Origin of the sequence: Pseudomonas sp. 22085, from assembly GCF_052045815.1 — a bacterium.
GTDB lineage: Bacteria > Pseudomonadota > Gammaproteobacteria > Pseudomonadales > Pseudomonadaceae > Aquipseudomonas > Aquipseudomonas glycinae.
On record NZ_JBQEQA010000010.1, the window covers coordinates 161,601 to 173,802 of the forward strand.

Annotated in this window: 14 protein-coding genes and 1 pseudogene; 4 read left to right on the forward strand and 11 right to left on the reverse strand. The window is 59.8% G+C overall.

What is annotated here, in order from left to right; translation table 11 throughout:
- Positions 1-23 precede the first annotated feature (23 nt).
- Entirely contained in the window at positions 24-380 is a 357-nt protein-coding gene (locus tag ACTJK7_RS14595) for a hypothetical protein (RefSeq protein ID WP_108562478.1), read from the forward strand.
- Between the two features lie 67 nt (positions 381-447).
- Here the strand turns inward: ACTJK7_RS14595 and ACTJK7_RS14600 are convergent, their stop codons facing one another.
- The 6 genes and pseudogenes from ACTJK7_RS14600 to ACTJK7_RS14625 form a co-directional block, all read right to left on the reverse strand.
- Entirely contained in the window at positions 448-810 is a 363-nt protein-coding gene (locus ACTJK7_RS14600) for a DUF6124 family protein (protein WP_108562480.1), read from the reverse strand.
- Positions 811-1,227: 417 nt separating this feature from the next.
- On the reverse strand, positions 1,228-1,557 hold the full coding sequence (locus ACTJK7_RS14605) for an antibiotic biosynthesis monooxygenase family protein (protein ID WP_108562482.1): 330 nt from the start codon (positions 1,555-1,557) through the stop codon (positions 1,228-1,230).
- Positions 1,554-2,549, reverse strand: coding sequence for a zinc-dependent alcohol dehydrogenase family protein (locus ACTJK7_RS14610; RefSeq protein WP_440780060.1), 996 nt, complete (start codon positions 2,547-2,549; stop codon positions 1,554-1,556). Before ACTJK7_RS14610 ends, ACTJK7_RS14605 begins: the two co-directional genes overlap by 4 nt.
- Before the next feature lie 63 nt (positions 2,550-2,612).
- Complete coding sequence (locus tag ACTJK7_RS14615) at positions 2,613-2,915, reverse strand: ArsR/SmtB family transcription factor (RefSeq protein ID WP_007950555.1); 303 nt, start codon at positions 2,913-2,915, stop codon at positions 2,613-2,615.
- 45 nt (positions 2,916-2,960) lie between these two features.
- A pseudogene (locus ACTJK7_RS14620) lies at positions 2,961-3,126 on the reverse strand (universal stress protein); the annotation flags it as partial.
- Positions 3,123-4,070, reverse strand: a complete 948-nt coding sequence (locus ACTJK7_RS14625; protein ID WP_440780059.1) for a universal stress protein — start codon at positions 4,068-4,070, stop codon at positions 3,123-3,125. The pseudogene ACTJK7_RS14620 and the gene ACTJK7_RS14625, both read right to left, overlap by 4 nt.
- A gap of 204 nt (positions 4,071-4,274) precedes the next feature.
- Here ACTJK7_RS14625 and ACTJK7_RS14630 point away from each other — a divergent pair, with 204 nt between their 5' ends.
- The gene (locus ACTJK7_RS14630; protein WP_011334713.1) at positions 4,275-4,838 is read left to right on the forward strand and encodes a GNAT family N-acetyltransferase; all 564 of its coding nucleotides are present in this window, start codon (positions 4,275-4,277) and stop codon (positions 4,836-4,838) included.
- Between the two features lie 49 nt (positions 4,839-4,887).
- Here the strand turns inward: ACTJK7_RS14630 and ACTJK7_RS14635 are convergent, their stop codons facing one another.
- From ACTJK7_RS14635 to ACTJK7_RS14645, 3 genes are all read right to left on the reverse strand, one after another.
- Complete coding sequence (locus tag ACTJK7_RS14635) at positions 4,888-5,805, reverse strand: universal stress protein (protein WP_440780058.1); 918 nt, start codon at positions 5,803-5,805, stop codon at positions 4,888-4,890.
- A gap of 88 nt (positions 5,806-5,893) precedes the next feature.
- On the reverse strand, positions 5,894-7,144 hold the full coding sequence (locus ACTJK7_RS14640; protein WP_108562493.1) for an MgtC/SapB family protein: 1,251 nt from the start codon (positions 7,142-7,144) through the stop codon (positions 5,894-5,896).
- A 189-nt stretch (positions 7,145-7,333) separates the two neighbouring features.
- A complete protein-coding gene (locus tag ACTJK7_RS14645) occupies positions 7,334-8,254 on the reverse strand; it encodes a universal stress protein (protein WP_440780056.1) in 921 nt (306 codons plus the stop codon).
- A 323-nt stretch (positions 8,255-8,577) separates the two neighbouring features.
- Between ACTJK7_RS14645 and fnr the strand changes: the two genes are divergently transcribed.
- The gene (fnr, locus tag ACTJK7_RS14650) at positions 8,578-9,321 is read left to right on the forward strand and encodes a fumarate/nitrate reduction transcriptional regulator Fnr (RefSeq protein ID WP_108562496.1); all 744 of its coding nucleotides are present in this window, start codon (positions 8,578-8,580) and stop codon (positions 9,319-9,321) included.
- A 25-nt stretch (positions 9,322-9,346) separates the two neighbouring features.
- Here fnr and ACTJK7_RS14655 read toward each other — a convergent pair whose 3' ends face one another.
- Positions 9,347-10,420 (reverse strand): NAD(P)-dependent alcohol dehydrogenase, encoded by a 1,074-nt coding sequence (locus ACTJK7_RS14655; protein ID WP_440780055.1) that lies wholly within the window; start codon positions 10,418-10,420, stop codon positions 9,347-9,349.
- Between the two features lie 220 nt (positions 10,421-10,640).
- Between ACTJK7_RS14655 and ACTJK7_RS14660 the strand changes: the two genes are divergently transcribed.
- Complete coding sequence (locus ACTJK7_RS14660) at positions 10,641-11,567, forward strand: universal stress protein (RefSeq protein WP_440780054.1); 927 nt, start codon at positions 10,641-10,643, stop codon at positions 11,565-11,567.
- 13 nt (positions 11,568-11,580) lie between these two features.
- Here ACTJK7_RS14660 and ACTJK7_RS14665 read toward each other — a convergent pair whose 3' ends face one another.
- Positions 11,581-12,132, reverse strand: coding sequence for a cytochrome b (locus tag ACTJK7_RS14665; protein ID WP_440780052.1), 552 nt, complete (start codon positions 12,130-12,132; stop codon positions 11,581-11,583).
- Between the last annotated feature and the right edge of the window lie 70 nt (positions 12,133-12,202).

Below are 12,202 nucleotides of genomic sequence, written 5' to 3' on the forward strand. Positions count from 1 at the left end.
CTCAAAACCAGGGACGACACCTCGTGCACAAACAATGCCTTGCAGCAGCGATAACCTTCACCATCAGTTTTTCCGCCCTTGCCTCTCCCGTACCGCAGGAAGAGCTCGAAGAGTGCCAACGAATAGAAAACTCGGCCAAACAGGTCATGAAAACCAGGCAGCAAGGCGTGCCTATGGCTTCGGTGTGGGAATTGGCCGAAGCGGCAGGTAAGCAGAACGAGTATGTGGGTGAAGTGTTCAAGTCGCTGATCCGCGAGGCGTACGAGATTCCTCAATACTCAAGCGAGAGCTTGCAGCAGAAAGCGATCAGCGATTTCCATTCCAATTTCTACAAGGCTTGCATCGTGACGGCGGAAAAGAGAGCAAACGCAAACGGCTGAGCTCAACGAACAAAAAAGAGAGCAGATTCAGGTAATGAATCTGCTCCCTTTTTACTGAAATACAGCCTTAAGTTTTCAGTTCGACGTTATCCAACGCCTGATTCACCGCCAATTCCCCGAGCATCACAATCTGCGCAATCCCTATCGCAGTCTTACGGTGAGAGGGCTCCAGCGTGGCCGCAAAGTTGTTGAGCATCTCGCTGGCCGAACCGAGGGATTCACTGGCGTTGGCGAGCAGGGATTCAGTGTCGTACGCCGGATTGGCCATATACATCGGATCGTGTTTGTGATGACTCCCCATAATCCGTTGCTGCGGAGTGAGGTAATGGTCGAGCGCGCGTTCGGCTGCCTCGTTCAGGGTTCGGGAGTCGGGGAATTTGTAGGGGGAAACCGGATCGGTTTTCGGGGGATTCGGTGTCGGTTTGATCATGGTGAAACTCCTGATTTTGATTAGGAGCTACCAGCATCACTTGCAGATGATGGGTGGCAGCCATGTGCGGGTCTGCAAGACCGGGAAACCAGGCACCCGGCAGACCCGAGGGTCTCCCGCACAAAGCCGCCATTGAGCGGGCGCGAACGAGCGTCCTTTTGGCAGGCTGTGCGACTGGTTTTCCGGCGGGCTTGCAGACCCGATCACTGATGGGCAGTGACGGGAATCAAGTTACGGTCGGGGGTCCAGACGCACAAGCCGGCGGATTCTGTCTTAGGTGTAGGGGACGGCGCAAGGCGCTGTGGGCATCCGGGTGTGACAGCAGGACTGATTTAAACAACCAAAGCGCAGAGCGTTTAATTCCGGACAAAAGCCGGACTGGCACCCAGTCCGGCGCCCTCATCACAAACGCAAGTTTCAGTTTCCGGGCCAAAGAGCCCCATCATCTCCACCCGCAGTAAAAGCCGCCCCCTCAATGTGATAAACCTGCGGCTCCTCCGAAAAATGCCCCTCCAACTTCAGCATAAAGATCCTGTGATCTTCACCCGCCTCAAAATCCGTATGAGCCTCCAGCGACTCCCACCGCACGATCAAGTTGAACCGCTCCGGCGTTTCAATCCCCTGCGCAAGCATGTGCCCGCCATACCCATTCGCGCGGCGGAGCAAAGGTGCAACCTCGGCAAATGCACGTCGGAACTCATCAACACGTTCTGCGTGAACAGGCAACAAAGCGATCTCATAAATCATGACGCATCCCCCACAGAACCCGAACGAGGCGCCGGCACAACCGCAATCGCGATCTTCCCTTGAAGACCATTATTAGGACTTTCCAACCGAGCATGGGCCAGCGCAATCTCCGCAAGCGAATACACCGCGCCAACATGTGGCCGCAGTTGACCGCGTTCCACCAGGGCACTCAATTCATCGAGCTTGCCGCGGTTCTGGCGGGTGAAAACGAAGTGATAGCTCGCGTTCTTGCCCCACGCCTGAACGAGGTTTTGTGGCCGGGCGATGTCGACGATCGAGACCACGCGGCCAAGTTGCGCGAGTGCGTCGGGGCTGCGCGACAGGGTGTCGCCGCCGATGGTGTCGAACACTACGTCCACTCCGAGGCCATGGGTTTCTCGCAGGATGGCGTCGACGTAGTCTTCCTTTTCGTAGTCGATGATCACATCGGCGCCCATGCGGCGGACGAACTCGGCATTTGCTTCACGCGCGGTCGTGAACACTTTGGCGCCCATCGCTTTGGCGAGCTGGATGGCGACGTGTCCGACGCCGCCTGCGCCGCCATGGATCAAGATGCTCTCCCCTACTCTGAGCGCTGCCCGCACGATCAAGGCTTCCCATGCTGTCCCGCCCACCAGGCTCAAGCTGGCAGCTTCGAGGTGGCTCAGCGAGGAAGGCTTTTTGCCGATGATGCTGGCGGACGCCACGTGGTACTCGGCATAGCTGCCGGGGCCGTCGAAGATTTGCGGCGTGTACCAGACTTCGTCACCTGGCGCGAAAGCCGTCACACCCGGGCCAACCGCCTCGACTACGCCGGAGACGTCATGTCCGGTGATGACCGGCAGTTGCACCAGATCCTGATAGTCGCCGCGTCGGACTTGATAATCCAATGGATTGATCGAGGTGGCGTGTACCCGGACCAGCACTTGTCCCGTTTCCGACACAGGCTTGGGCACGTCGCAGAGTGTGAACGATTCCGGGTTGCCAAATGATTCAAGCAGCATCGCTTTCATGGTGAATCCTCGTATCGACAATAAGGGATATCGAGATATCTCGATATCATGCGATAAATTTTTTTACAGCTCTTTCCCTATGACCTCGGCCAAGGCGCTGATGTTGGCTTCATTGCGCTTGTAGTAGGTCCACTGACCGATGCGCCTGACTTCAACCAGGCCCACACGCTGCAGCGTTGCAAGATAACCGGACACCGTTGACTGCGAGAGTCCGATGCCCTCTTGAATACTGCTCACACACACGCCCACCGTGTGAACGTCGCCCTCGTCCTGCGGGGGGAAGTTCTTTACGGGGTCTTTCAAGCCTTTCAGGATTTCAAGCCGTACCGGGTTTGAGAGTGCTTTGAATACTTCGATCAGGTCCATGCGGCGAGGATATCGAGATTGTTCGATATGTCAATACACTAATTGCTGCCGGTTGCCTGTTTCCAGCAGCGAAAAACCGTCGAGCGAGGGAATCAGCGCCAATATGTGCAAGCGCGCCACTGGTCTTGGCCAGCGCCGCGGCATGGTTGATCGCAGCGGACTCGCGCAGGAGCGGATTGATGATCAGCAACAACCGTTGATACTGGCTCATAGAGACCTCTCGTCAGATCCAGGACTTTGCACTTCGGTTCGAACGACCGGCCCCACCGCCAGGATGCTGCCGGGTACCGAATACAGCGCCCGCTCGGTATTGCTGCCCATCAACCGGTCAATACCTGCGCGGTGCATCGTGCCCATCACGACCACATCCGCCAGGTATTGCTCGACAAACTCGCTGATGACCGGCACTGGCAGCCCCATCACAAAATGGCGTCGCTCGGGCGGGATCCCGTAGCGATCGGCGAGGTTGATGAAAGCCTGGTGCAGGGACTGCCGCAGCTCCTCGACAAAATCCACTCCCCATCCGGTACCGACCAGCGGCGTGTCGCCATTGAAGGCCGGTGACAGGTCATAGGCGTAGAGCAGGTGCATGGGCGCGTCACATTGCGTGGCCAGCGCGTTGGCGGTCTGAATGATGGTGTCATTCAGACCGCTGATCTGGGTCTCGGGATCGAACGGATCCACGGCCGCCACGATCCGATGCGGCAGGCTGTAGCGGACCTCGTTGACCAGATGCACGGGCACCGGACATTCGCGCAGCAAATGGCAATCCAGCGGCGTTATGAAAACCCGCTTCAGGAGGGGTTCGAGCGTCACATCCTTGATCAGCAAATCAGGTTTGAGGTCTGCGACAGCCCGCAGGATATCCAGCAGCGCGTGGGTGGTGAACACCACCTCCACCGTGACCTTTAGTCCCTGGTCCGAGAGTTGCTCAAGCTGATCGGCTACCCAGCGACGGTGGTGGCGTAGATAGCGCTGATAGCCGACCTCGTCGATTTTGTCCTCCCACAGGCGAACCACGGGTGCCGGTTCAGCGAAGACCCGAACGTCCAGTGCCGCCCCGCTCGCCTTGGCCAGCGCCACCGCGCGCAGCATGGCGGGCGTCTGATGCAGGGTCTGGTCGGCGACCAGCAGCAAACGTTGATATTGCCCCATCACACACCTCCGCAAGACAACCGCAGGCTTTGAGCCTGAGCCTGCGCCACTGGCACGCAGTTGATTTACATCAACTTCGGACCATTCAACATCGCCGGTCTCTGACCCAGATCAGATTCCTGCCCATTGAGCAGCGTAGAAAGAAAGTGACTGCAGGGCGCTGTGTCCCGCACCTGTCTTTAAAACCGCAAGGAGGGTCTCCTCATGCTCACCGTCAAAGACCACAACGAACGAGCCGCCAATGCCTATGCCTCGATCGCCGGGCAACACTGGATCGAAGCACTCAGGGACGGTCGCCATGTGCTGATCAGGCCCCTTTCGGAAAAGGATCGGGAACGCGAGTATGCGTTCATCCAACGCTTGTCTCCCGAGTCGCGACACATGCGTTTTCTGGCGCAGATCAACGAACCGTCGGGCACGATGCTGGATCAATTGATGGATACCGATAATCGCCTGCGCCTGGCCTACGTGGCGCTGGTGCACGACAACGGCCAATTGATCGAGATCGGCGTAAGCCGCTATGCCGCCACGGGTGAACACGAGTGCGAATGCGCCGTTACCGTTGCCGATGAATGGACGCATCTGGGGCTGGGGACCTTGTTGATGGAGCACTTGATCACCGCGGCGCGCAAGAATGGAATGCATCGGATGTATTCGGTCGATGCCGCCAGCAATGCTTCCATGCGCGATCTGGCGCGGGCGCTGGGATTCGAACGCCACAATGACCCCGACGATCCCCGCCAGGTCATTCACAGCCTGTACTTGTAGCCTCTGTCGCCGGCGAACGTCCGTACGGGCGATCGCCGGTGCTCCGACGCTAGAGCCCCCTGCCCGGCTTGATCGCCAACACACTGCACGGTGCCCGGTGCAAGAGCTGTTCGGCCGTGGTGCCCAAGAGTTTGTTCATCCCTCTGTTCTGCACCGTCCCCGCCACGATCACGTCGACGTTTTGCTCTTCGACAAATCGGCAAATGGCCGGCACCGGCACACCTTCGATGAAATGACGACACTCCTTCGACACGCCATGACGCTCGGCCATCGCGGCAAACGCCTCATGCTGTGCTGTGCCCAGTGCCTCGTAGATACCGGTGGCCAGCGGCAACGCACCAAACCCGAAGTCCTGCGCATAGGCGGCGGTCCAATCGTAGACGTGCAATAACTGCAGCCGCGCATTGCACACCCTGGCCAGCTTCGATGCGGCATCGATAATCTGGTCGTTGAACACCAGATCCTGATCTTCGCTGCGCAGTACGTCGATGATCGCCAGAACATGACGGGGGCGTGGGTTCAAGGCGTTGGTCACGAGGTGTACCGGGATCGGGCAATCGCGCAGCAGTTGCCAGTCCAGCGGGGTAAAGAACACCCGTTTCAAGGCCGACTCTTCATGAGCATCCTTGATGATCACCACCAGCGGTATTTCATTGATGAATTGCAGAATCTCCGCGTAAGGGTCCTGAACCCAGACCACTTCGCTCGTGACAACGATCCCGTGTCCACGCATCCGTGTTGCCTGTTCTTCGAGCCAGTGGCGATGCCTCTCCAGGTAGGCGTCACGGGCCACGGCCACCTGTTCGGGGGCAAACAGCCCGACCACGGCCAGCGCCTGTAAATAATCGAATGCCACGATATGCAGCGGTCTTTGCAGCGCCTGCGCCAATGCCAAGGCACGATCGAATGCCGGCGTGTGGTGCATGGAGGGCGGAGCGATCAGCAGCAGGCGGGGTTCCTGTGACATGGTGCACCTCGACATTGAGCGATGGCAGGGAATGAGTCTCAGGCTGTCCCTTTTACCGACGAGCACTTTGATTTTTGTCAGTGTCCGGTCAAATCGTCGCTCGATCCACCAGCAGACCGGCCCACATGGCAGCGGTCAACAGAATTTGACCGGGTATGACATACGCGGCGAAACGGCGTCCGCCACTGATCCAGGCCACCAGGCATTTGCTCAATGCGTTACTGCTGACCGCCAGCAGCACGGGCGGCGCAATGGCGGCGTAATCCAACAGTCCACCCTTGGCGAGGGTGGCAATCGACGCCGTGGAAGAATGAGCATCGGCGAATCCGCTGAGTACGGCAGTCAGCATCACGCCCGCCTCGCCAAAGTGATCGAGCATCAGCGAAGACAAAAACGTCACGCCGGCCATGGTCAACGTGACCGCCAGCGCGAGCTTGAGATTGAACGCCCCGCCGACCTTGATCGGCTGGTTCGCAGCGACCGCAGGCCTGGGGAACAGCAGGCCCAGGCTGAACAGCAGCGTAACGCCGAATCCGGCCAGCAATGGCCCCCACAGGTGCGGCAACAGCGCGGTGTCGACCGCGCCGAGGATCAGCGCGACCTGCGCCGCCGTGGCCAGGTTCGACAGCAGGGCCGCCGCACTCAATACCTTGAGGTGCTCCGGGTCTTTGCGGGCGATATGCCCCATCGCCGCAATCGTCATGGTGCTGGAGGCGAAACCGGACGCGATGGCGCTGACCGCGTAGCCGTAGCGCACACCCAGCGTGCGCACGGCGATATGCCCAATGGCGCCGACGGCCATCAGCAACACGGTCAATGTACAAAGAGTGCGCAGGTTGAGTGCCGAGTAGGGACCGATGAACCGGTCAGGCGTCAGCGGCAACACCACCAATGCTGCGATCAGCAGCACCAACCCATCGCGCATCTCCGCTTCGCTCAACTGGCTGCGGGCGAAGTGATGGAGTTTCTGCCGGTAAGCCAGCAGCCCCGCCATGACCACGCCAATGGCGATTGCCAGTTCCGGCGCTGTGCCGCATAGCGCACCCAGTACCAGCACCGTGATCAAGGCCACTTCGCTGGTCAGCCCCGGATCAGTGCTCAGGCTGCGCCAATAAGCCACGCCGATCAGCACCGCCAGACAGCCGCCCACAATGCCCAACAGCAGTGCGCCGCCCACTTGCATCGCGACGTAACCCAGCAGCGCCGTGATCGCGAACGTGCGCAATCCGGCACAGGCACGGCTGTCGCCGCGCCCTTTGTGCCGCTCGCGCTCCAGACCGACCAGCATGCCGATGCCCAACGCCGCGGCGGCCCCCGCCAGACCCAGTGCGTCACTCATAAAGGGATCGGACCATCGGCATACGTGATCCCGGGACGCTTATTGACCGGTGCCCTATCGGCAATCGCTGGCCACACGTGGGCCGCATCGATCCGTGACTTGAGTTGATCGATAACATCATTGAAATACCTCCTCCGGCCGCAACCAGCGTTGTTTCTCATCCAGTGCAAACTCGGCAGTACCCCGCATTCACTCGCAGGGCTGCGGCGGTTTGACGATCATCAGACTGCAGGGAGCCTGGTTCAACATGCTTTCGACGGTACTGCCGATGAATCGGTGTGTACCGTCGGGATACAGCGTGCCCAGCACCACCATGTCGAAAGCGTGCTGCCGGGCAAACAGGCCGATGACCTTTTGCGGGATGCCGGTCAGCAAGTGTCTGCATGAACTCTGGATGCCATAGCGTTCAGCGAGTGCTTCGAAAGCTTCTTGCTGGGCGTCCTCGATGGCGTCTTTCAGACTGCCATCCAGGCTGCCTGTCGGCACGCTGATGGCCCCGTCGTCGATGACCGCCCAGCAACCGACATTGAGCAGATGCAGCGCCGCGCCGCAACCGGCCGCCAGCGTGCAGGCAAGGTCAAGTATCCGGTCGTTCAAACCTTGCGTCAGTTCTTCCAGATGCGACAGATCGACCGCCGCAAGAATTTTCATTGGCCTGGCATGCCCGGCGCTTGTCACCAGGTGAAGGTGTGCCGGACATTCGCGCAGCAAGCGCCAGTCCAGCGGGCGATGGAAAGCCCGGTCGAGTGCAGGGACGTAATGGGTATCCTTGATGACCAGGTCCGGATGAAAGTCTTTCACGTACTCAAGCACGTGCGCCAGGTTCGATCTGGCCCAGACCACTTCAGTGGTCACGTTCAGGCCGATGCATCGTTTGAAGCGGGCCTGCTGCTCCAGCCAGTGCCGATGCACTTGCAGATACCCTTCCCGCGCCTGGGCCATTGCCTCGGGTGCAAACAGCCCGGCCGCTGCCAGCACCGGGACATAATCGAACGCGACGATATGCAACAGTGCTCCGTTTGCAAGAGCCAGCGCACAGGCGCGTTCAAAAGCCGGGGTCTGGGTCATTTCGCCAGGGGCTATCAATAGAATGCGTTTGAGTTTGAGCACCACGTGCCTCTCCCTGAAACGTTTACCTGGATGATTGAAAAGCTGATTTCCTGAAGAGCGACATGAGCGGGGATTTTCCTCTCAGCCTGATCACGATCAGGAATTCTGCTGCTCAAGTATCGGCAGGCATTCTTCTGGCTCACTGATTTTTATCAACTTGATCGCAGTGATGTGCCCCCAGTCACTCACAACTTGTTTCTGATGCGCGAGGACGTTTTGACTGACTCGGATCCATTCGTCGTTTAACGGCGGTCGACAAGGTTTTTTCCGTGTCAATGGCGACCCGAGAACTATGATCAACAATTCATGGTGAGGGCTTTGCGGTGGCAGAAACTCGCTCGTATCGCGATCAATACCTCAAAACGGCGTGCTCCCGGTGCAGCGTGCTGGAGCTGTGTCTACCGCTCGGCTTGAACGGTGGAGAAATCGAGCGTCTGGACACGCTGATCGCCCAGCGACTGAAGGTCAAAAAAGGCGCGGCACTCTACCGTGCCGGTGATCCTTTGCGTTCCCTCTATGCCGTGCGGCTGGGGTCATTCAAGACCAGCGTGCTGTCGATCGATGGTCGCGAGCAAGTCACCGGGTTCCAGATTGCCGGTGAAATGCTCGGTCTGGATGCCATCAGTTCGGATCTGCACACCTGCGACGCGGTCGCGCTGGAGGACAGCGAAGTCTGCCCCATCCCTTTTGGCCAGCTGGAAAAACTGGCCCGGGAGCTGCCGTCACTGCAGCACAACCTGAACAGGATCCTCAGCCGGGAGATCGTTCGCGATCACGACATGCTGATGATGCTGGGCAATATGAGCTCGGATGAACGTCTGGCAGCGTTTCTGTTGAACCTGTCGCAACGCTTGAGCGCTCGTGGTTATTCGTCGCGCAGCTTTGTGTTGAAGATGCGTCGTGAGGAAATCGGCTCCTACCTGGGCTTGCGTCTCGAAACCATCTGTCGCGGCATCGCCCACCTGCGCGACCAAAAACTGGTGGAGATTACCGGCCGCGACGTCACCATTCAGAACATGGACGGGCTCAAGCAGTTGATCGTCGGCTGCCATCGTCACCCGCAGTGAGCGTGCCGACGGGCCGGACGCGCCTTCACGGGGTAATCGCCACTTTCATCACACCGTCACGCTGGTGTGCAAACAAAGCGTAGGCCGCTTCAATGTCATCCAGTTTGAACCGGTGGGTCACCAACGGTGATAGGTCAACCATGCCGCTCTGCACGACCGCCATCAAACGCCGCATACGCTCTTTCCCGCCGGGGCACAGGGTGGTGACGATGCTGTAATCGCCCAACCCGGCCGCAAAGGCGTCGAGCGGAATGCGCAGGTCGCTCGAATACACGCCCAGGCTCGACAAGCGGCCACCCGGACGCAGCACGCGCAACGCCGATTCAAAGGTGCCTTGCGTGCCCAGTGCCTCGATCGCGACATCGACACCGCGCCCATCGGTGAGGGCCATGATCTGCTCGACCACGTCGCCCTCGCGAAAATTGACGACATGGGTGGCGCCCAATCGACGTGCTACCGTCATGCGCTCGGCCACCGCATCGACACCGATGATCGTGCTGGCGCCTTTGAGCCGGGCACCGGCGACTGCACACAGACCAATGGGGCCGAGGGCGAATACGGCGACGCTGTCGCCGATGCTCACCTCGCCCCGTTCGGCACCGGAGAAACCGGTGGACATGATGTCCGGACACATAAGTACCTGCTCATCACTGAGGCCATCAGGAATCGGACAAAGATTGGCCAAGGCATCGGGCACCAGTACGTATTCGGCCTGGCAGCCATCGATGGTGTTGCCGAACTTCCACCCGCCGATGGCCCGGAAACCATGACGAGTGTCCGGCCCGTCCTGGGAACCACAACCACACAGGCACGCATAACTTTGCCCGCTGGGGGTGATGGCGCCGGCAATCACGCGCTGCCCTTCAGTGAACCCGCGCACCTGCGACCCCAGACGTTCGATGATCCCCACCGGTTCGTGACCGACCGTCAAACCCTTCGCCACCGGGTACTCGCCGCGCAGGATGTGCACATCCGTACCGCAAATTGTCGTGGTGGTTATCCGGACCAAAGCGTCCAGCGGGCCGACTTCCGGGATCGGTTTGTCATCCAGCACGATGCGATTTTTTTCGACAAAAATGGCAGCTTTCATGGTGGCCATGAGCATTCTCCTGAAGGATTCGACTCGTGGTCAGCCTGCGCCGCACTGCCAGACCGGCACTTGATAATGATCAACAATCGACGACATCCGCGACGATTGACCACCCGTCTGACGGCGTTCTGCCGACCACCGGTTGTTTGACAAAGATCAAACGTCCACCGCACGCCGGGCGCAGCCTGTAACCATCGGTTCAACGCTTCCTGCCCCAAGGAGAGTCGTCATGTCAGAACAACCGCGTTACATGCTGGTCGCCTCACCCCTGATGGAAAACAACCCTGCCTTCGACCGTGCGGCGGCACTGGCCAAGGCGGCGGGCGCGGCCCTGCACATCGTGGCTTTCGATTATCTGGAAGGTCTGGCGACCGCCAGCATGGTCAACGAGCAAGCACTGGAACAGATGCGAATCGGCTATATCGAGCGTCATCGTCAGTGGCTCGAAGAACGGGCGCATTCGATGCGCAAGCTCGGGGTCACCGTCACCACGGAAGTGGTGTGGGTGGAACGACCCTTACAGGAAATCCTCATTCACCTCAAAGAGCAGCCCATGGCGGCGCTGATCAAGGCGCTGGAGCCGGAATCGTTCCTGTCACGGTTGATGTTCACCCCGCTGGATATTCACCTGCTGCGCGAATGCCCGGTGCCGCTGCATTTCGTCAGCCATGTCGGGCATGCCCTGCCGCGCAAGATCCTGGCCGCCGTGGACCCGTTCCACCGTGACGGGCAGTACGCCGGCTTCAACGACCGGATCCTGCGCGAGGCCGCCCGACTGGCCAGCCTGTGCAATGCCGAACTCGATGTGCTGTATGCCCATGATCTGTCATCGATCAGCGCTAATGAATTCGGCTTCGACAATGCCTCGGCGTTCTTCTCCTCCAGCGCCGCCAAGTCCCTGTTCGATGCCCAGGCTGCGGCCTTTCGCGAACTGGCCGAACGCAATGGCATTCCGGACGAGCGCCAGCACATGGTCATGGGCAACCCGGCCAAGGTGCTCTGCAGCTACGCGAGCGGGTATGACATCGACATGATCGTCATGGGCCGCGTCGGCCATCGCGGCGCAGGCCGGCTGGTCGGCAGCACGGTAGAACACCTGCTGTACAAGATTCCGTGCAGCGTATGGGTGGTGTCGCCGGAACACCTGGCTGACTGAGCAGGCCTGGTCCTCAGGAGCGATTGCGCCCGCCCAGCATCCGGTCCAGGGTGTCGTCACCGACCCAGTAATGATGGAACAGCCCGGCAGCGGCGTGCAGGCCGATCAGCCAGTAACCGGCATTGCCGATCAGCTCGTGCCAGTACTTGATCTGCTTGGCCAGGTTCGGATCGACCGCCACCGGCGCTGGCACATGAAAGCCGAAATACGGAAAAGGTTTGTCGCCGGCCGCGAGCATCAGCCAGGCCAGCACCGGGGTGGCGATCATCAGCCCATACAGGGCCAGGTGCATCAAGTGCGCGACTGCCGTCTGCCAGGCAGGCGGTTTGGGGGTGATCGGCGGACGCGGCGTCAGGCGGCCAAACAGGCGCACCCACACCAGAACGAAAATGCTCGCGCCGAACACTCCGTGCAGGCCCATTAACAGGCCTCGCGCTTCGCTGCCTCGGGGCATGAAGCCTTTGATTTCAACGCAGGCATACACGCCGACGAACAGCGCCAGCATCAGCCAGTGCAAGGTGATCGACAGTTTTCCATAACGGGGTGCGGCCATGTCGCGGGTCATAGTTGCCTCGTGATTGTGGTGAGCGACGGCCGATTCATTCGGCTGTCTCGATCCGGTTGCCGGGCGAACC